The following is a 19579-nucleotide window of genomic DNA, read 5'->3' on the forward strand; positions in this document are numbered from 1 at the left end:
GACGCCCGGCCCGTCGGCCGCCAAGTCCGCACGAAGACCAACGAGTTGAGCGACAGATGAATTGACTAAGTTCACAAGTGTGGTCCATGATTCCCCCGGAGCCGCCCGAGCGGGTTCCCGTCTGGCCGTCCGAGAGAGAAAGGCCGCACCCCGTGCACATGGAGGTAGTCCACGTCAGCCCCGAGCTGGCAGCGGAATGGCTCACCCGCAACACCAGCAACCGCCCCCTCAGCAAGAGCGCGGTGCAGCAGCTGGCCGGTCGGATCCAGCGGGGCGAATGGCAGTTGACGCACCAGGGCATCGCGTTCGACGAGGACGGCGTGCTGATCGACGGGCAGCACCGCCTGGCGGCCATCGCGAAGGCGGGGACGTCCGTGCCCCTGACCGTCACCCACGGCGTCCCCCGCGCCTCCTTCACGGTGATGGACACCGGGCGCAAGCGCACCGGCCGGGACACGCTCGCGCTGGCGGGCGAGGCCAACTCGGCCCACCTGGCGGCAGCCCTGCGCGGCCTCCACCTGTACCTGAACGCCCCCAACTCGGCCTGGAGCGGAGGTTCGTCCGTCACCAGCAACGACCAGCTGCTGACCCTGCTCGGCCGGCACCCCGGCATCCGTGACGCGCTGCAGCACGGCATCGCGCTCAACCGCGCGTGCCGGGTCACCGTCACCGCGGCGACCATCGGCTGGTACGTGACCACCGAGGCCCGGCCCGACATCGACCAGACCCCCTGGAAAGAGGGAATCGTCACCGGCGCGCGGCTCGAACCCGGCGACCCCCGCCTCACCCTGCGCAACACGATGCTCAGTCTCGCCACCGGCAAGGCCCACCGGCGCCGTGACGACTCACGCGAGCACCTGCTCTACTACCTCAAGGCGTGGAACGCGTGGGCCGAGGGCCGTTCCGTCAAGCTGCTGCGCCGCTCCCCCAACGAGACGATGCCGCGGATCTCCCGGCAGACGGCCGCGTCCCCGGCGCACGAGGCGCCCCGGCGGCCGTGAGCGACCGTGAGCAGCCGTGAGCGGCCGTGAGCGACCCGGAAACCGTTTCGCGTTGACCCAGTTCACGCGAAGCGCAGCGGGCACCACAGGCCCCGAACCCGCCGGACCGGCCGGCGGACCGCCCCCGTGCACAGGGAAAGGAAGCGCATGCGCGCACAGGAGATCACCTTCCTCAAACTCGTCCAGGGGGAGAAGCAGTTCCAGGTCCCCCTCTACCAGAGGACGTACAGCTGGGGCAGGGAGCAGCTGAAGCAGCTGTGGGAGGACATCGGCGAACTCGTCGACCAGCACCTGTCCGGAGAGGCCGCGGCCCCGCACTTCCTGGGCTCCGTGGTGCTCGCCCCCGGCCAGATCCAGGCCGGCGGGGTACAGCGGTGGCTGGTCGTGGACGGCCAGCAGCGGCTGACGACGCTCATGCTGGCGTTCACCGCGTTGCGCGACCACCTCAAGGAGACCGGCGACCCGCGCGGCGCGGACCGGGTGCACCGGCAGATCCTCGTGAACGAGTTCCACGAGGGGCTCGACCACTACCGCCTGCTGCCGACGCAGGCCGACCGCGAGGCGTACACGGCCTGCGTCCAGTCCCGCGCGGAAGCCGGTGGCAGCGACAACGTCGGCGCCGCCTACCGGTTCTTCCTCGGCGCGCTCGCCGAGGGCCGGGAAGCCTCCGGCGACGACCGGTGGATCGCGACGGTCGGGACGGTCCTCAAGGACCTGCTGTCGATCGTGGAGATCACCGCGGAGTCCGGCGACAACGTCTACCGGATCTTCGAGTCGATCAACAACACGGGTGTCGGGCTCAGCCAGAGCGACCTGCTGCGCAACTACGTGTTCATGCTCCTGCCCAAGCGGGGCGAGCGGGTCTACCAGGAGCTGTGGCTGCCCATGCAGCAGAGCCTCGGCCCCAGGAACCTCGAACTCCTCGTCTGGCTGGACCTGGTGGTGCGCGGCCACCACAAGACCAAGCAGAGCGAGATCTACCGGGAGCAGCAGAAGCGGCTCCAGCCGCTGGCCGGCGACGAGGACGCCCTGCAGCGCGAGATGGCCCGGCTGGCCGAGCGCGGGAAGCGCTTCCTGCGCATCCTCGACCCGCAGCGTGAGCCCTCTCCCCCGCTGCGCGCGGTCCTGGAGCGCCTCGCGGCCTGGGGCGGCCAGACCCACTACCCGCTCGCCCTCCACCTGCTGGACCTCGTCGACGCGGGGGGCACGACGGCCGAGGACGCGGCGGAGGCACTCCTGTACGTCGAGTCGTACCTGGTGCGGCGCCTCGTCTGCCAGACACCGACGACGGGCCTCAACCGCATCTTCATGGACGCCCCGAAGGAGCTGGAGACCGACCGGCCGGCGGCCGAGGCGGTCCGCCGGTTCCTGTCCGGCCGGCGCCGCCGCTGGCCGAGCGACGAGGAGCTGCGCGAGGCGATCCGCAGCAAGCCGTTCTACTGGAGCGGTCGCCCCCCGCAGCGCAGCTACATCCTGCGCCGCCTGGAGGAGAGCTACGGCGCGAGCGAACCCGTCGACTTCGCCAAGGCGTCCCTCAGCGTGGAGCACGTCCTCCCCCAACGCCCCGTCGCCGCCTGGTTCGACCTGCTCGCGGAGGAGACCGAGCCGGGCCAGACCCCCCAGGAGCTGCACGACCTGCTGGTGCACACCCTCGGCAACCTCACGCTCACCGGGGACAACGCGAAGCTGTCCAACAACCCCTTCGAGCGCAAGCAGCAGATCCTCGACTCCAGTGCCCTGCGCATGAACCAGGAGATCGCCTCGGCGAAGCGCTGGGGCAGGGCCGAGATCCTTCAGCGCGCCGACCGCCTGGCACGGCGAGCGGTGGACCTGTGGCCGGGGCCGATCGGCGGGGTCAAGCCCACCGGTGAGGAGTGGCCGGGCTGGGCCGAGATGCGCGCCGCCCTGGTGGCGATGCCCAGCGGGACGTGGACGACGTACGGCGACGTCGCCGAGCTGATCGGCAGCCACCCGATGCCGGTGGGCGCGCACCTGGGGGCCCACCCGTCGGTGATCGGCGCCCACCGCGTCCTGACCGCGGACGGCAGGGTCTCGGCCGGCTTCCGCTGGCCGGACGGCAGTGACAGGCCGCCGCCGCGGGAGCTGCTGGCGAGCGAGGGGGTGAGGTTCGACGCGTCGGGCCGGGCCCACGAGTCGCAGCGCCTGACCGCCGCGGAGCTGGCCGTCCTGCTGGGCAAGGACGTCGCGCAGCCCGTCTCGCACGATCCGCTGCCCGACGACGAGGACGCCGAGGCGGCCGAACGGTTCCGCTCGCAGTTGCGGGAGCACTGGCCGCAGGCCTGCACCGGGGTCCTGGGCGTGCTCGACTTCTGGCGCCTCCAGGGCGGCCGCGTCTCCTACGGCCGGCACGGGGAGACGAGCTGCTTCCCGGTGCTCGACGCCGGCACGGGCCACCGGCCGCACCTCGTCTGGCCGTTCGGGATCTACCCGGTGAGCGGGACGGTGGAGGTCGTCTTCCAGTACCTCAAGGACCGCACCCCCTTCGACGACACCGAGACACGGCGGGAACTCCTGCGCCGCCTCAACGAGATCGACGGCATCGACCTGCCCGAGGCGAAGCTGGAGCTGCGCCCGTCCTTCCCGGTGCGGGTCCTCGCGGAACACGGCGAGGGGATCTGCGCGGTGCTCGACTGGTTCGTCCACACGGCCGCCCTGGACCTGGCCCGCCGCCCTTGAGTCCCCACCACCACCGGAGGCATTCGAACCCCATGCACATCTCGCGTGATCTGACCCTCCTGCGAAGCAGCGGGACACCGGAGCGGAGGGAGGGCGTCACGTGTTCCGGGGTGCTCTCCACGACGCGTCCCGTCGTCTGGGAACTCCGCCTTCCCGGACGCCCCCCGCTGACGCTGCACGACAGGCACTGGGCGAACGGCGAGCGGGACGTGGTCCTCGACAAGCCCGCCGTCGTGCCCCAGGTGTCGGCCGCCCTGTCGAACCTGTACAACCGGCTCTGGTCGGGCATAACGGGTTCCCCCTCCCGCCCGGAGAAGCGGCTCATGATGTACCCCACGTACGTCGACGGCCAGGAGCGGCCGCGCATCAGGAAGTCGCTGACCACGGCGGACCTCGCCGCCCACCTGGGGCCGGACGGGCTGCGCGCGCTCGCCGCGCGCGAGGGCGTCACCGTGGAGCCCGCGCACGATCGGCCGGACACCCTCCGGGTACCGCTGGACCTGGACGACCCCCCGCCCGGGAAGCCCTTCCAGCACGCCCTGTTCTTCCCGGCGGCGGACGGCGAGACCCCGGTGGCCGCGTTCACCTGCCTCCGCGTCGTGCCCGTCCTGCGGCACATCGGCTGGCTGCCCTCCCGGTAGGCGGCGCCTGCGGGTGGGCGGCGCCTGCGGGTGGGCGGCGCCTGCGGGCGGNTGTNGTNGTCAGGCATNNNNANGTGTNTGAACGCGACCGGTTCGGGTGGCCGATCCCCCGCGACGGTTCGGGATCGCGCCCGCCGGACGGCGGGCGGCCGGGGCCGGGCCGCCGGGGCGTGCCGTTCGGCCCGGGAGCACACTGCGGCGGGGCGGTCACGACGTCGTCGGAACGGGACGTACCGAGCGGGTCAGGCGGGGTGCGCCACCTCCGCCCAGACGGTCTTCGTGCACGCGTCCCGGGCCTCCCAGTCCCACCGCCGGGCACAGGCCGCGACGAGGAACAGGCCGCGCCCCGACGGGGCGTCGTGCGCCGCGTGGACGGCTCCCGGGGCGAGCGGTGGGCGTTCCGGCCGGGCGTCCGTCACCTCGACGCGGACGGCGTCGCGTTCGGGCACCAGGCGCAGCGCCAGGCGGAAGCCACGGCCGGGTACCCGGCCGTGGGTGACCGCGTTGGCCGCCAGCTCGGCCGTGACGAGGGCGACGATCCGCGAGGTGTCGGTGTCGTACGGGATCCCCCAGGCCGCGAGCTGCTGGACGGCGAGGCGGCGGGCGAGGCGCGCCCCGCGCCTGGTGCTGCTGAGGAGGATGGTGAACTGCGGGGGGCGAACCGGTCGTTCGGCGGCATGGGGATGTGTCATGGGGCAACCGTCGCGTGGCGCGCGGGCCCTGCCGAGGTCGGACTTCCGTACTCGTCCGCGCGGTACGGCCGTGGCGCGGATCCACACGGCGGCTGTACGGACCCGTGCCGCGGGACCGCGCCGGCGCGCCGGCGCGCCGATGGGCCGATCGGCCGGTGGGCCGCGGCGGCTCCGGTACCGGCGGCCCGCCGGGCGCGGAAGCGCTCTGGTACGGGGGCGGGAGCCGCGCGGCAGTGGTGCCCGTGCACCGCCCGTACGCCACCCCGGAGGGCATGTCCTCGAAGCCCGGTGGTACGGGGGCGCGCGGCCCCGCCACCCGTGCCCGTACGGGATTCCGTACGGCCTTTGTACGGGTCGGGGAACGTGTCCCGGGCTTCGCGGTCCGCGTTGGACATGGCCCCGGCGGTGGGGTGCGGGGGCGGAGTGTCCGGGACGGAAGGGTGTCAGAGTGGTACAGGAGACGCGGGAGAAGCGGACCGGTCGTACGACGGGGCCGAAGGAGGGCGGCGGCGACCTGCCGGGCGCGTGGTCGGCGTACGGCAGGCTGCTCCAGCACCTGCGCAAGCGCGCCGGGCTGAACCAGCAGGCGCTGGCGGAGGCCATCGGCTACTCGGTGGAGCAGGTCGCCTCGGTCGAGCAGGGGCGGCGGCCGGCGAAGGCGGCGTTCACGCGGGCGGCGGAGCGGGTACTGGAGGCGGGCGGAGTGCTGGAGGTGCTCCAGGACGAGATGGACCGGGCGAAACTCCCGCGCTTCTTCCGCAACTTCGCGGTGATCGAGGCGGATGCGGCGAGCCGGTTCTCGTACGACCCGCTGCTGGTGCCGGGGCTGTTGCAGACGGAAGACTACGCGCGGGCGGTGTTCGCGGGGCACTGTCCGCCGCTGAGCGAGGAGATCATCGACCAGCGCACGGAGGCGCGGCTGAGTCGGCAGAAGCTGCTGACGCGGGTGCCGCTGGCGGAACTGTCGTTCATCGTGAGCGAGGAGGCGTTGCGGAACCCGGTGGGCGATGCGGGGGTCATGCGCGGGCAGTGGCAACGGTTGCTGGAGGTCGGTGCGTTGCGCAACGTCGAGGTCCAGATCATGCCTGCCGCCCCGGGGTTCCATTCCGGACTGAACGGACCGTTCGTGGTGCTGGAGACCGGCGAGCACCATCGCCTCGGGTACATCGAGTCCCAAGAGGTCGGGTGTGTCGTCCGTGATCCGGCAGAGGTCAGCGCCTTCGGGTTGCGGTATGGCAAGCTGCGATCGCAGGCCCTGAACGGCGTGGAGTCTGCGCGGCTCATCGAGCGGATGGTGGGAGAGACATGAGCATGGAGCAGGTGACCGAGAACATGGACGGGCTGCGCTGGTTCAAGAGCAGCTACAGCGGATCGGGCGGCGGTGACTGCGTGGAGGTGGCCGCCGGTCCGGAGACCGTGTACGTACGGGACTCCAAGGCCGCAGGCGCCGGGCCGGTGCTGCGAGTCGGCCGGGGCGAGTGGGCGGCGTTCGTCGCGCTCACGGCGGGATAGCGCCGACCAGCACCCGAACGAGACAACGAGCCTGCTGCGTCCCCCTGATACGGCGCAGCAGGCTCGTTGTGCAACGTCGAGGTATAGGTCGTGCCTACATCACCGGCGTTCCACACTGGTCTGGACGGTCCGTTCGTGATGGTGGAGACAAGAGGGCACCGGCGCCTCGGGGCGTCGAGTCCCAGGAGGTCGGGTGTGTCGTTCGTGATCCGGCGGAGGTCAGCGCCTCCGGGTTGCGCTATGGCAAGGTGCGCTCGCAGGCTTTGAACGCCGTCGAGCCCGCGCGGCTCATCGAACGACTGGTGGGAGAAGCATGAGCGTGAAGCAGGTACCCGAGCGCACGGGCGAGCTGCACTGGTTCAAGAGCAGCTACAGCGGATCGGACGGCGGCAACTGCGTGGAGATGGCCGCCGGTCCCGACACCGTGTACGTACGGGACTCCAAGGCCGCAGGCGCCGGGCCGGTACTGCGGGTCGGCCGGAACGAGTGGGCGGCGTTCGTCGCACTCACGGCGGGATAGCGCCGACCAGCACCTTCGAGCGGAACAACGGGCTGGTTCACGTCACTTGGGGTGACGCGAACCAGCCCGTTGTCATGCCGCCGACTCAGAACAGGGCGCCCTCAGCGCCCTCACCGAAATCCGCCCCACCTCGCGCAGCAAGCTGCTCCTTGCGCTTCCGAACAGCTTCGGGAGAAGGCGGGGGCAAGTCGGGGTGCTTCTCCCTGGCCTTCTTCTCCGTCACGCCCTTGTGCAGACCAAGGTGAACCTCATCGGCATACGCCTGGTGGTTCAACTGGCGCAGCCGGTCGATGATCTCGGTCCGGGCAAGCAGACCGATGGTGTAGCGGGTGCCTTGCTCGGTCTCGTGGAAGTCGTGGTCAAGTGGAAACGTCTCGTGGGTCGAGTCGGCGGGTAGCGTATTCCCAGAGTCATCCAAGAGGTCGAACCAGCCATATGCCTCAAGGGTGACCTTATCAATCTCTCTATGGATGCGCCGAAGTTCGACGATATCTTCGTCTCGACAATCGGGGTTATGAACCAGATTGTAGACTGGAGTCAGACCGACCCCCCTCCGCAACATCAATTCCTGACGAAATTTTGAGAGACGCTCACCCAAGCATTGAAGCGAATCACTAAAATTCGGCAAGGGCATTGTCAGAAAAACATCCGTATGCGAGTAACTCAAGTCACTACGCATCTTCCCTGACCGTTCGATGGCCCACCAATAATGCGCCGCGCTGGACAGCGCAGCGAGCAGCGCCGCATCATCTGAAGCAAATACGGTAACCTTCTGATCGAATACCTTTCCGCATTCCACCAGCACCGGCATGGCCGTCTTGCTGACCTGCGCCATAGCAATACACTGCCGCAGAGGTGCCACGGCGGATTCAAGCCCCGGTGCACGCTCAGCGAACTGCCACCATTTCCGCCGCCGCGCTTCCCGTTTATTCCGATCCCGTTCGGGCTTTACCTCTCGCAAAACCTTTTCGTACGCCCTAGAAAATTTCCTCGCTTCACTTTCACTGTAGTCATGAAAATTAATGATCCATCTACTGCTTCCATGCAGCGGGTGATTATTGACGTCCTGCCCATTCACGTAGGGGAAAAGAATATCCCTATAGCGCTCGTCTTCCGCGATCCAATCCCGAGCCACCTCTTCCGAAATGATAAACCCAGCACCGAACGGAACGACCCCACGGAACGCGATCCCGCTATTCTCAAACAAAGGCGCCACCCAGGGAGACTGACGTGTCTGAGGGATGAGAGATGTAGAGATCCGACTAGATACTGCGATCCCATCAAGAACTCGTACCGCATTTTCCGCGAGCGGCACCTTACTTGTCCATACAGCACAATATTCTAGAGTAGCTGATACGGACGGCCACGGCTCCCCTTTAACGGCTCGACGTATATCAATGTTCGCGACGGCAAGTTGATCAAGCCCCACCTCGCGCGTATCACCCTGAGCAAGGGTACTTGTCGCAATTAGGCCAGATTGCCCATTCGAATTCAGAAGCTCATGAGCTCGCAATTCAAAGTAAGCGACGAGGTCAGCACTCCCCCTCTTCCCGTAAGCAACATGATCCACCATATATTCTCGATAAGCCTCCCCCGCTACGCCAGTAAGTTTATTTCCTCCCAGGAACGGCGGGTTCCCCACCACCGCATCGAACCCACCCCCCAGCGAAAACACCTCCGGGAACACCAACGGCCAATGCACCGGCCGCCGCTCCAGCGCCCCCTCTGGCAGTTCCGCCGCCAGCCACTCCTCCGCCGTGGCACGGGCCTGCCGCACCACCTCGGAGTCGTCCTCGACCCCGTCCTCCATGATCTGCTGGACGATCCACGCGGCCCGCGGGAACAGGTCCCGGATCCGCTCGCCGCCCTCCTTCTCGTACCACGGCACCCGCCCCGAGGCGCAGGTGGCGATCGCCGCTCCCGCGATGAGGTCGCCCACCAGTCGCAGGCGCCGTGAGTGCCGGTTGACCTCCTGCAGGCGTTCCCGCTTCTTCTGGAGGGCCGACAGGTCGACGCCCTTGATGGCGGTGATCGCCAGGCGTTCGCGCGTCAGCTGGTCGACCAGGTCCCGGGCCTGTTCGGCCAAGACGTCGGTCTGGCCCTGCGGCTTCATGTGGACGGACTGGAGCTGCTCCATGCTGTGCACGCCCAGCAGGGAGTCGCCGCACACCAGGCGGTCGTCCAGGAAGGTGAAGGGCCGCTCGGGATCCATGGAGACCAGCCACAGCGACAGCTTGGCCATCTCCACGGCCATCGGGTTGATGTCCACGCCGTACAGGCAGTGCTCGATGACCTGGCGGCGGGCCTCGACGACCACGGGGTCCTGTTCGGCGTCGGCCGCCGTCACGGCGTCCACGGCGCGCCCGGCCCGGTAGACCATCGCGTCGGTGCGGCCCTCGTTCTCCCAGGCCTCGATGAGGCGGTCCGCGAGGTAGCGGCAGGCGGCCACCAGGAACGCCGCCGAGCCCATCGCGATGTCCGCGACCTTCAGGTCGAGGATCCGCTCGGAGGACTTCAGCCGCCACTGTCCCGTGTCCGCCGTCTGGAGCGGGCCCGGCTCGTACACCAGGGGCTCCAGCGCGTGCAGGACGACCTCCTCGGCGAGGAAGCGGGGCGTGTAGTGGGTGCCGGTGTTCTTCCGCAGGGAGGACTCGGTGACGTACAGGGTGCCGTTGGGGATGACCGTCGGCAGGCCGCGCAGGTCGTCGCGGAGGATGCCGACGAAGGGCAGCAGGCGGTCCGTGAGCGCCGGGTCCTTGGTCACCGCGTTGAGGCGGCGCCGGGCCTCGGCCGTCTCCTCCGTCCCGAGCGGGGCGAGCTTCTTCTCCAGCTGGCCGGCCGTCGCCGGGGGCTTGGGGTCCTTCCACGTGTCGTGGATGGCCTTGGCGAGCGTCTTCGGCGAGCCGCCCGCCTTCGCCGCCAGGGACTCCAGCTCCCGCAGCGGGACCTCGTGTTCGAGGCCCTCGGGGCCGATGAGGCCCACCATGTGCTCGGTGGCGCGGCGGCCGTCGAAGGAGAGCAGGCCCTCGTAGACGTAGCCGATCTGCTCGACGTCCAGGGCGCGGAAGCTGAGGGTGCGGACCTCGCGCTGCCTGCCCTTGCCGACGCGGACCTCCTGCACGGCCTGGAGCATGTGCAGGACGGTGCGGTCGTCGATGGGCAGGAGCGGGGTGGTGCGCTCCAGCCAGGGGTAGGTGTCGGGGTCGAAGATCGAGCCGTCGTAGGCGGGGAGGCGGAAGCCGGAGCCGGGGTGGTCCACTCCCCCGTGCACGGCGTGGAAGAGGGCGATCAGGCGGTGCCAGGCGGAGGTGGTGTGCTCCAGGGAGGTCTCGCCCTCCTCGTCGGCGCGGGCCTTCAGCTCGTCGCGCAGGAAGCGCGCCGAGTAGGAGCGGGCGTACACCTCGTTGTCGGCGGGGAGCAGGCCGCGTTCCTCGGCGAAGAGGAGGAAGACCAGGCGCATCATGACCGCGACCGCGCCGCGGTAGACCTCGCCCGCGCCGACGCCGGAGGCGTGCAGGCCGGGCGCGCCGTGCTCGACGGCGCGGGCGTCGGCGCGCCCTATGGCGTCGACGAGGAGTTCGACGGCTTGGCGGACCTGGACGCCGAGGGCCTCGGTGACGTCCTCGCCGGCGGCGAGGCTGGCCTTGAGGAGCCCCGCCAGCGTCTCGGGTTCGTCGTACGCGAAGAAGCGGCGGCGGCTCAGCAGGGAGGCGAAGGCGCGGACGACGTTGCGTTCGGCGGCCTCGTTCCAGCTGATGGAGTCGAAGACGGCGGTGGTGGTGACGCCGCCGAGCGGGGCCCAGACCAGGCACCACCAGCGGCCGTCGGTGACGAGGCCGAGGGGGACGCCGTGGTGGCGCAGCAGGCGGGCCAGGCGGTCGGCGGGGGACGCGGTCCAGTCGCCGCCGGCGCCGGCGCGGGCGGTGGGCGCGGTGCCGGCGGGCACGGTCAGGCCGAGGAGGCGGACGTGTTTGGCGGCGGACTCCGCGTCGGGTTCGGCGGCGAGGTCGGTGCCCGGTTCGACGAGGGCGAAGTCGGGGCGGACCTCGGTGTTGTGCTCGGCGACGCGCAGGGTGAGGCGGTCCAGGCCGTGGTGCTCCGCGTCGCCCTGGCGGAAGGCGAGGGCGTCGCCCCAGCCGAGCAGGCGGCGCAGGACGTAGGCCACCCACTCGTCGCGGCCGGCGACGGTGTCGGTCTGCCAGTCGGCGTGGCGGGCGCGCAGCCGGACGCGTTCGTCCTTCTCCAGGGTGTCGAGCTGGGGCCAGGCGCGCAGCAGGACGGGCATGGTGAGGAAGGGGCCGGAGACCTCGGTGAGGTCCAGCCACTCCTGGTGCTGCCGGCGGCCGTCGGCGGCCTGGGCCTTGGCGGCGGCGACTCCAGGGCTCACGGGGCGGCGGGGGCTCATCGGCGGGCTTCCTTTGCGGGGACGACGAAGACGACGGCGGCGGGGAAGAGGTGGGAGCGGGGCTCGCGGTAGCGGGCGGCGATGGCGGCGAGTTCGCGTTCGCGTTCGGCGGGCAGGCCGTCGAGGCGTTCCTGCCAGCGGCGGCGGTCGTCCTCGAACTGGCGGCGTTCGTGGCCGGTCAGTTCGTGGGTGGTCAGCAGGGCGAGCTGTTCGCCCTCGCCTTCGCCCTCCTCCCTGAGCTTGGCGCGCAGGGTGTTCTCGAAGCGGTCGAGGGTGGCGGTGATGCGGCGCTCCTCCTCGGCCCGGCGGTCGGCGAGGCGGCTTTCGAGCTGGCGGCCGAGTTCGGCGGCGCGGGCCTCCAGGGAGCGGTAGAGGGGGTCGCGGAGCCTGGGCCAGGCCTCGGTGAGTTCCTTGCGCAGGTGCGGGGCGGCCTCGGTGCCGTCGGTGAGGGCGCGGGACAGGACGCGGCCCTGTTCGTTGACCGACTCCCAGCGGCGGAAGCGGCCGGTGTCGCCGAACCAGCCGCCCGCGTAGAGGACTTCCTCGTGGAGGCGGGTGCCGTCGGTGCCGACGAGGACGTAGCGGGCGTAGGCGGAGACGAGGGTGGTGGTGACGGCCGGGTCGTCGGTGACGACGGCGGTGACGCGGTGGAGGCCCACCGAGTCGGCGTTCCAGACGGCCGCGGTGAGCAGGCGGGTGGAGAGGGCGACGAGGGGGTGCCTGAGGTGGGCGAGGACCACGTCGTCCCCGCCTCGCGCGGCGACGGCCGGGGAGAAGGTGAGGGGGCGCTGCTCGCCCTCGCGGAGCTTGTGGGCGAGGCCGCGGGTGGCCCGCTCCCAGGTACCGGAGAGGGGCTGCACCTCGAAGAGGTCGCCCGGTTCGAAGTCCTCGGCGCGGACCGTGGAGGGCAGCAGCGGGGGCTGGTTGTCCAGGGCGAGGGCGGTGTCGACGACCCGTTTGACGTTGGCGGGGGTGAGGCCGAGGGCGGAGACCGTCTCGTCGTACTGGTCGGCGAGCCTCTTGGTCTGGGCGGTGACGTTCTGCTCGGGGGCGACCTCGCCGCCGGTGCGGCGGCCCTTGATGGGCCTGGGCCTGGCGTTCTCGATGTCGATGGGGGCGGTGTCGCCGGTCATGCGGCGCTGGACGGCGTCGGCGAGGACGGCGTTGACGGAGCCGAGGTCGCGCTCCATGCGGGCGACCTTCCTGGCGACGCGGGAGAGGAACTCCAGGTCGGCCTCGTAGGAGCCGGCCTGGGCCTCCTGCCAGCCGGAGCCGATGAAGTGGGTGATCTCCGGGTCGTGCTTCTGCCCCCAGCGGTCGATGCGGCCGATGCGCTGTTCGAGCTTGTTGGGGTTGAAGGGGATGTCGTAGTTGATCAGGCGGTGGCAGTGGTTCTGGAGGTCGATGCCCTCGCCCGCGGCGTCGGTGGCGAGGAGGATGCGGACCCTGCCCTCGGGGCGGGAGGGGTCGGTCTGGAAGCCGAGGCGGATGCGTTCGCGCTCCTCGGCGGAGAGGCCGCCGTGGAGGCGCTCGACGCGGCCGCCGTCGGTGAGCGCCTCCTGCTGGAGGAGGTCGTACAGCCACTCCTGGGTGTCGCGGTACTCGGTGAAGACGACGACCCGCTCGTTCGTCCAGTGCCTGCCGTCGGACGTCCGGCAGACGGCCTTGAGTTCGCGGATCAGGGCCTCGGCCTTGGAGTCGGGGGCGGCCTCGTGGGTGAGGGCCCAGCGTTCCATGCTCTGGAGCAGGTCGAGTTCGCGGCCGTCCTCGGCGGGGGTGAGGGAGGTGGAGCGGGTCAGCGCGTCGTCCTCGGCGTCGACGAGGCCGGTGTCGTCGAGGTCGGCGACGAGGTCGGTGAACTCCTCCAGCCACTCCGGGACTTCGGTGGCGGCCGAGCGTCCCCGGACGGGTCCGGTGTCCTCCAGGTGGGAGAGGTAGACCCGCACGGTGTGGAGGAAGGCCGCCGGGGAGGAGAAGAGGCGCTTCTTCAGCAGCAGCGTCACCAGGTCGGCGGCGCGGCGCCCGCCCCGGGCCTTCGGGGCGAGCTTCCCGCGGCGCAGTGCGGCGAACTCCCCGAGGAGCCGGTGGACCTCGCGCTCCTGCGGGGTGTAGTCCACGGGGAGTTCGAGGGTCCTGCGGGTGCGGAAGCGGGGTGTGCCGTCGGCGTTGGCGACCGTCGACTTCAGGCGGCGGACGACGGTGTCCCTGAGCGCTTCCCGGTCGGGGTCGACGCCTCGCGCGAAGCGCTGGTCGTCGATGAGTTCCAGGAGCGCGGTGTACGACTCGGGGTAGCCGTTGTGCGGGGTGGCGGAGAGGAAGAGGCGGTGCTCGAAGTGCGGGACGAGGCGCCGGATCAGCTTGGTCTGCTGGGAGTCGACGGCGTAGACCTGCTTGGGCGCGGCGGGCGCGACGTGGTGGGCCTCGTCGAGCACGAGCAGGTCGAAGAAGCGCCTGTGCTCGCCGTCGGGGCTCTCCTCGGGGGCGCCGACGACCTCGTCGAGGAGCCGCTGGGCCTTCCGGCCGCGCAGCCAGGGCAGGGAGACGACCGTCAGCGGGTGGACGCGGAAGGGGTTGGCGGCCGTGCCGTGGGTGCGGCGCAGGCGGGCGCAGTGCTCGGAGTCCACGATGGTGAACTCCAGGCCGAACTTCTCGGCCATCTCGTCGCGCCACTTCAGGGTCAGTCCGGCGGGGCAGACGACCATGACGCGGCGGGCCCGGCCGCGCAGGAGCAGTTCCTGGACGACGAGGCCGGCCTCGATGGTCTTGCCGAGGCCGACGTCGTCGGCGAGGAGGAGGTTGACGCGGGGGGCGCCGACGGCCCGGGAGACCGGTTCCAGCTGGTACGGCTCGACGGCGACGCCCGAGCGGAAGGGGGCCTGGAGGGTCCTGGCGTCGGCGGAGGCCACGGCGGACCAGCGGACGGCGTCCAGGAAGGCGGCGAGGCGGTGCGGGGGGTCGTAGGCCCCGGCGGAGGCGTCCGGGAGGGAGCCGGCGGGGAGGATGCGGCGGCCGGGCTCGACCTCCCAGATGACGGAGAGGGTGTCGCCGAAGCGGCCGTCGGCGACGGACTGGAGGTGGACGAGGGTGGCCGGCGGGCGCTCCCGGTGGCCGTCGGCGGGGGCCGGCTCGACCCCGGCGACCACCCAGGACTGGCCGCGCACCTCGACGAGGTTGCCGTCCTCGGGGAGCCGTTCGGCTCCCGCCCGCCCGGTGTTCCGCTGGACCGCTGGTGTCATGGACGCTGTTCCCCTCGATGTGTCCTGTCGCCGTCCGCGGACGGCGGCCTGTCTCCCCGCCGGGACGGTGCGGTCGGAGCGTAACACGGGCCACCATCCGTGAACATAGATCACACATCCAAACTCGGCCCGGGAGGGTTCACACGATCCGGTCCAGTCGGCCCCGCAGCGCACGGGCGCGCCCGTGCCGGGGGTCGCTCCCGGGCAGGAGCCGGTCCTCGTCGTCCGCCAGTCGCCGCAGCAGTTCGCCGGCGGCATGGCGGTCGCCCGTGCGGGCCAGGAGCACGGCGATCTCGTACCGCGTGTCCAGCACCCCCGGGTCGTCCGGTCCGTGCAGGCTGCGCTGCTCGGCGAGGACCGACCTCAGCTCGTCCAGGGCCTCCCGGGTGCGGCCGAGCGCGCCGGCGCACAGGGCGCGCCCGACCCGGGCGGCCAGCACGTCGGCCCGCTCCAGGCCGGCGGCCGCCGCGAGCCGTTCGTACTGCTCCAGGGCGCGGGCCGGGTGGCCCGAGCGGCGGAGCGCGTCCGCCTCGGCCAGGCGCGGGTGGGGGACCGCGGGCGCGGGCGCCGGATCCCAGTGGGCGAGTCGCGCGGCCACCTCGGCCGCGGAGGCGGGGCGGTCCTCCGGCCGCTTGGCCAGCAGGGCCTCCACCAGCTCCCGCAGCCCGGCCGGGACGCCGGAGCGGCGGTCGCACAGGGGCGGCACGGGGTCCTGCGCGTGCCGGTGGTACAGCAGGAACGGGCTTCCGGCGGTGAAGGGCGGTGCGCCGGTCAGCATCTCGTACAGGACGCACCCCAGCGAGTACAGGTCGCTGGCGGGTACGGGCCGTCCCACGGCCTGCTCGGGCGCCATGTAGAGGACGGTGCCCAAAGCGGCGTTGGCGGCGGTGAAGCGCGTCTCGCCGGGCTGCGGTTCCAGGGCGGCCGCGATTCCGAAGTCGAGGATCCCGACCCCGCCGCCGGGGGTGACCATGAGGTTCGACGGCTTGAGGTCGCGGTGCACGACGCTCTGGCCGTGCGCGTAGGCCAGCACCTCCGCCGTACGCCGTGCGACCCCCGCCGCCCGCCGGACGGGCAGCGGCCCCTCACCGGCGAGGACGGCGTCGAGGGCGCGGCCGGGGACGAGGTCCATGACGAGGTAGAGCTCGCCCCGGTGGGAGCCGTGGTCGTGGACCGCGGGGATGCCCGGGTGCGTCAGACGGCTGGTCAGGAGGGCCTCCCGCAGGAACCGGCGCTCCAGGGAGGTGAAATCCGCCCCTCCCGCGCGCGGGGCGAGGAGTTTCACGGCGACCTCGCGGTCGTGCTCCCGGTCGTACGCCGCCCAGACGACCCCCATGCCGCCCCGGCCGAGCTCCCGCCTCAGCTCGTACCGCCCAAGGCTTCGCCGCATCGCGCCCGTCCCCAGTCCCGGCGCCGCCCGCGGCGCCCCTCGCTTCCGCACGGCCGGAGTGCGTCGCGCACCCGGCCGTGGGGGCATTTTCGCACCGTTCACACGGGCCTGGGGCCCTGCGGAACCAGGAACGGCCGGCGGGGGTCCTCGGGCGGGGCGGAGTGGACGGCCAGCTCCGGACGGGGCCGCGGGAGGTACGGCGCCAGGGCCGCGTAGGTCTCGGCCGCCGAGGAGGGGCGGTCGTCCGGGCGCTTGGCCAGCAGGGCGGCGACCAGTTCCCGGAGGCCGTGCGGGACGTCGGCCGCCGAACCGGGGATCGCGGGCGGCGGCGAGCTCAGGTGGTGCGTCACCAGGAGCGCGGGCCGGTCGGTGGGGAAGGGCGTCTCCCCGGTGAGCATGTGGTGGAGGAGGCAGCCCACCGCGTAGAGGTCGCTGCGCCCGTCGATCCGCCCCTCACCGGAGAGGAGTTCCGGTGAGGCGCACACGATGTTGCCGACGTTCTCGCCGGTCATGGTCAGGCGAGGGTCGGTGTCCGCGAGTACCTTCACCAGCCCGAAGTCCAGGATCTTCACGAGGCCGTCCCGCCGGACCATGACGTTCTGGGTCTTGAGGTCGCGGTGCACCAGACCGGTCGCGTGGACGGCCGACAGGCCGGCGCACAGCTGCGCGGCGACGGAAGCGGCCGTGGGCACGTCGAGACGCCCGCCCTCCCACTGGTCGAAGAGGAACTCCAGGGTGACGCCCTCGATCAGTTCCATCACCAGGCAGCAGGTGCCGTCCGTGATCGACGCGTCGAAGACGGTGGTGGTGTTCGGGTGGTCGAGGCGCGCGGCGACCTTCGCCTCCCTGCGGAAGCGCGCCAGCGCCTCCTCCCGGCCCCCCGGGAGGGAGAGGAGCTCCGCGGCGACGGTCTTGACGGCCACCGGCCGCTCCAGCCGCAGGTCACGGCCCTGCCACACCTGCCCCATCGCACCACGGCCGAGCACTGACGTGAGCCGGTACCGCTCCTGGAGCACCGTTCCGGGTCCAAGTCCCCGCATTACACACTTCCCCCACACTCTCCACACGACAAATCCGAATACTTACCGTGTAAACACAGTCAATGAGCGTAGTAGCCTCTCGGCAAGGGTGTCACTGTCACCTGTTCGCCGCCGGCCACCCCCCAGCGCAGGCAACCAAGCCACCGGAGACCGCCGATGAGTACACACGACGCCGTGCCCGTCAGTCTGGCCGAGATCGCCCGGATCGCCGGCGTGGGCCGCGCCGCGGTGAGCAACTGGCGAAGACGCCACGACTCCTTTCCCCAACGCATCGGCGGCACCGACGTCAGTCCGCAGTTCTCCCTGGCCGAGGTCGAGCGGTGGCTGAGGGAGAACGGCAAGCTGGCGGACGCCGGCGGCCGCGAGTTCCTCTGGCCCCGCTTCGAGGCACTGGGCAGCAGGGACGAGTCGGGGCTGGCGATCGCCGAAGCGGCCCGCCTCATGCGCTCCTCCCGCACCGGCGGCCCGCCCGCCGGGCTCACCCCGGAAGCGCGGAGGCTGGCGCGCGAGGCGGCCGAGCGGGGCCGGGAGGAGGGGACGCGTGAGACCTTCGAGTTCCTGCTCCAGCGATGGCTCGAAACACACGTCCGGCAACTCAGCACGACACCCCCGCCGCTCGCCGCGCTGATGGCGCGGATCGCCCTCCGCGTCCGGTCCGGCGGGCAGGAGGAGGACCTGACCGTGTTCGATCCGGCCTGCGGCACGGGGCACCTGGTGGCCGCCGCCGTCCGGGAGCGCCCGCCCGCGGGCAGGACGGTGGTGCTCGCGGGCGAACGGGAGCCGGCCCTCGCCGCACTGGCCTCCGCGCGGCTGGCGTTCGCCGCGGACGCCCACCCGGGCGTCCGCGCGGAGATCGCGACGGCGGACGCCCTGCGCGAGGACCCGTTCGCCGAAGCGCGCGCGGACATCGCACTCTGCAACCCGCCGTTCAACGAACGCGACTGGGGCTACGAGGAGCTCGCCACCGACCAGCGCTGGACCCACGGCCTCCCGCCGCGCACCGAGCCGGAACTGGCGTGGGTGCAGCACCTGCTCTCCCGCCTGAAGCCCGGCGGGGCGGCCGTGGTCCTCCTCCCCCCGGCGGTCGCCTCCCGCCGGGCGGGCCGGCGCATCCGCAGCTCCCTGCTGCGCAGCGGCGTGCTGCGGGCCGTGGTGGCCCTCCCCCCCGGCAGCGCGCAGCCACACAGCGTCTCGCTCCAGTTGTGGGTCCTCAGAACCGCTCCGGACGGCCCGGACGCGGGGCTGCCCGGCCAGGACGTGCTCCTGGTCGACGCCACCCGCTTCGCGAGATCCGGCACACGCGAACCCGGCCCCGACTGGGACGCGTTCGGCGCCTTCGTCCTCTCCGCGCTGGAAGCCCTCGATCAGCCGGACACCGATCTGCCGGACGGCGCCGCCCGCATTCCCCTCATCGACCTCCTGGACGACGAGGTCGACGTCACCCCCGGACGCCACGTTCCCGTGAACACCGAGGCCACCGGCCGTGAACTCGCCTCCTCCTGGGAGGAGCTGGGCACGGTGCTGGCCGACCTGACCGACCGGGCCCAGCGCCTGTCGGAACTGGGCTTCGGAACCGGCGGGCAGCAGAGCACGGTCAGCGTGGGAGACCTCGTCAAAGCCGGCGCCCTGTCGCTGCGCGCCGGGCAGCAGCCGCCGGACGAGCCGGCGGGAAGCGGAAGGGACTCCGTGCCCCTCCTCACCGTCGCCGACCTGCTGACGGACAGCGCTCCCAGCGGGCTCGTCACCACCGGATCGGCACCGGTGGTCGTCGAGAGGGGCGACGTCGTGGTCGCCGGCGTCGTCCGCGCGTTCAGGGCCTGGGTCCACGAAGGGCCCCCGACGGCCCTGGGACCCCAGCTCTACGCCCTTCGGGTGGACCCGGCGAAGATGGACGCCCACTTCCTCGCCGGCTGCCTGCGGGCCCCCTCCAACGGCCGGCAGGCCGGTACCCACGCCTCCAGTTCCTCTCGGATCGACATCCGGCGTCTGCACGTGCTCCAGCTCCCCCTGGAGAAGCAGGCCGCGTACGCCGAGGCCTTCCGCCACCTCAGGGTCTTCGAGTCGCAGCTCGTCAAGGCCGACGGCCTGGGCAGGGCACTGGTGAGCGACACGATCGACCAGTTCGCGGTGGGCGGACTGGCCCCCTGACCCCACACCCCGGGGAGGTTGCCGCCTTTGTGCCGCGCGGGGGCACGGCGGGCGCCGCGGGCCGTATGGGGTGGCGGGGCTCCTCCCGGGACGGGCCGCGTGAGGGACGGGCGGTACGCGGGACGAGCGGTACGCGGGACGGGGCGGTACGCGGGACGAGCGGTACGCGGGACGGGGCGGTACGCGGGACGAGCGGTACGCGGGACGAGCCGCGTGGGGGACGGGGTCCGCGCCCGGGACGGGGTCCGCGCCCGGGACGGGGTCCGCGCCCGGCCGTCACCAGCCCGGGTGGGGGCG

The 19579-nt window shown here is 71.7% G+C and carries 12 protein-coding genes; 7 read left to right on the forward strand and 5 right to left on the reverse strand.

The features are described 5' to 3' along the window. Positions 1-158: 158 nt before the first annotated feature. The 3 genes from MW084_RS01585 (at position 159) to MW084_RS01595 (ending at position 4339) form a co-directional block, all read left to right on the forward strand. Entirely contained in the window at positions 159-1001 is an 843-nt protein-coding gene (locus MW084_RS01585; protein ID WP_275563789.1) for a hypothetical protein, read from the forward strand. A 147-nt stretch (positions 1002-1148) separates the two neighbouring features. Further along, complete coding sequence (locus MW084_RS01590; protein WP_010469285.1) at positions 1149-3698, forward strand: GmrSD restriction endonuclease domain-containing protein; 2550 nt, start codon at positions 1149-1151, stop codon at positions 3696-3698. A 32-nt stretch (positions 3699-3730) separates the two neighbouring features. Further along, entirely contained in the window at positions 3731-4339 is a 609-nt protein-coding gene (locus MW084_RS01595) for a hypothetical protein (RefSeq protein ID WP_050986732.1), read from the forward strand. Positions 4340-4581: 242 nt separating this feature from the next. Here MW084_RS01595 and MW084_RS01600 read toward each other — a convergent pair whose 3' ends face one another. Beyond that, entirely contained in the window at positions 4582-5031 is a 450-nt protein-coding gene (locus tag MW084_RS01600) for an ATP-binding protein (RefSeq protein ID WP_010469283.1), read from the reverse strand. 448 nt (positions 5032-5479) lie between these two features. Between MW084_RS01600 and MW084_RS01605 the strand changes: the two genes are divergently transcribed. The 3 genes from MW084_RS01605 (at position 5480) to MW084_RS01615 (ending at position 7063) form a co-directional block, all read left to right on the forward strand. After that, positions 5480-6340 (forward strand): helix-turn-helix domain-containing protein, encoded by an 861-nt coding sequence (locus tag MW084_RS01605; RefSeq protein ID WP_010469281.1) that lies wholly within the window; start codon positions 5480-5482, stop codon positions 6338-6340. Further along, positions 6337-6543: a DUF397 domain-containing protein gene (locus MW084_RS01610; RefSeq protein WP_010469279.1), complete on the forward strand. Its 207-nt coding sequence runs from the start codon at positions 6337-6339 to the stop codon at positions 6541-6543. The genes MW084_RS01605 and MW084_RS01610 overlap by 4 nt, the downstream gene beginning before the upstream one ends. Before the next feature lie 313 nt (positions 6544-6856). Beyond that, positions 6857-7063, forward strand: coding sequence for a DUF397 domain-containing protein (locus MW084_RS01615; RefSeq protein WP_010469277.1), 207 nt, complete (start codon positions 6857-6859; stop codon positions 7061-7063). Positions 7064-7148: 85 nt separating this feature from the next. Here MW084_RS01615 and MW084_RS01620 read toward each other — a convergent pair whose 3' ends face one another. The 4 genes from MW084_RS01620 to MW084_RS01635 all read right to left on the reverse strand — a co-directional run bounded on the left by MW084_RS01620 (position 7149) and on the right by MW084_RS01635 (position 17134). Beyond that, the gene (locus tag MW084_RS01620) at positions 7149-11468 is read right to left on the reverse strand and encodes an Eco57I restriction-modification methylase domain-containing protein (protein ID WP_010469275.1); all 4320 of its coding nucleotides are present in this window, start codon (positions 11466-11468) and stop codon (positions 7149-7151) included. Continuing rightward, positions 11465-14704 carry a DISARM system SNF2-like helicase DrmD gene (drmD, locus tag MW084_RS01625; RefSeq protein ID WP_010469273.1) on the reverse strand — a complete coding sequence of 1080 codons (3240 nt, stop codon included), beginning with the start codon at positions 14702-14704 and terminating at the stop codon, positions 11465-11467. The genes MW084_RS01620 and drmD overlap by 4 nt, the downstream gene beginning before the upstream one ends. A gap of 139 nt (positions 14705-14843) precedes the next feature. Further along, positions 14844-16094, reverse strand: a complete 1251-nt coding sequence (locus MW084_RS01630) for a serine/threonine-protein kinase (protein ID WP_029553357.1) — start codon at positions 16092-16094, stop codon at positions 14844-14846. 98 nt (positions 16095-16192) lie between these two features. Next, entirely contained in the window at positions 16193-17134 is a 942-nt protein-coding gene (locus MW084_RS01635; RefSeq protein ID WP_029553356.1) for a serine/threonine-protein kinase, read from the reverse strand. Positions 17135-17290: 156 nt separating this feature from the next. Here MW084_RS01635 and MW084_RS01640 point away from each other — a divergent pair, with 156 nt between their 5' ends. Further along, the gene (locus MW084_RS01640; RefSeq protein ID WP_010469269.1) at positions 17291-19282 is read left to right on the forward strand and encodes an N-6 DNA methylase; all 1992 of its coding nucleotides are present in this window, start codon (positions 17291-17293) and stop codon (positions 19280-19282) included. Positions 19283-19579 lie beyond the last annotated feature (297 nt).

It is taken from the genome of Streptomyces sudanensis (assembly GCF_023614315.1).
GTDB lineage: Bacteria > Actinomycetota > Actinomycetes > Streptomycetales > Streptomycetaceae > Streptomyces > Streptomyces sudanensis.

Bases quoted from the DNA above. Each gene is read 5' to 3' on its own strand.
- MW084_RS01585 (WP_275563789.1), top strand. From the start codon at position 159: ATGGAGGTAGTCCACGTCAGCCCCGAGCTGGCAGCGGAATGGCTCACC.
- MW084_RS01590 (WP_010469285.1), top strand. From the start codon at position 1,149: ATGCGCGCACAGGAGATCACCTTCCTCAAACTCGTCCAGGGGGAGAAG.
- MW084_RS01595 (WP_050986732.1), top strand. From the start codon at position 3,731: ATGCACATCTCGCGTGATCTGACCCTCCTGCGAAGCAGCGGGACACCG.
- MW084_RS01600 (WP_010469283.1), bottom strand. From the start codon at position 5,031: ATGACACATCCCCATGCCGCCGAACGACCGGTTCGCCCCCCGCAGTTC.
- MW084_RS01610 (WP_010469279.1), top strand. From the start codon at position 6,337: ATGAGCATGGAGCAGGTGACCGAGAACATGGACGGGCTGCGCTGGTTC.
- MW084_RS01615 (WP_010469277.1), top strand. From the start codon at position 6,857: ATGAGCGTGAAGCAGGTACCCGAGCGCACGGGCGAGCTGCACTGGTTC.
- MW084_RS01620 (WP_010469275.1), bottom strand. From the start codon at position 11,468: ATGAGCCCCCGCCGCCCCGTGAGCCCTGGAGTCGCCGCCGCCAAGGCC.
- drmD (WP_010469273.1), bottom strand. From the start codon at position 14,704: ATGACACCAGCGGTCCAGCGGAACACCGGGCGGGCGGGAGCCGAACGG.
- MW084_RS01630 (WP_029553357.1), bottom strand. From the start codon at position 16,094: ATGCGGCGAAGCCTTGGGCGGTACGAGCTGAGGCGGGAGCTCGGCCGG.
- MW084_RS01635 (WP_029553356.1), bottom strand. From the start codon at position 17,134: ATGCGGGGACTTGGACCCGGAACGGTGCTCCAGGAGCGGTACCGGCTC.
- MW084_RS01640 (WP_010469269.1), top strand. From the start codon at position 17,291: ATGAGTACACACGACGCCGTGCCCGTCAGTCTGGCCGAGATCGCCCGG.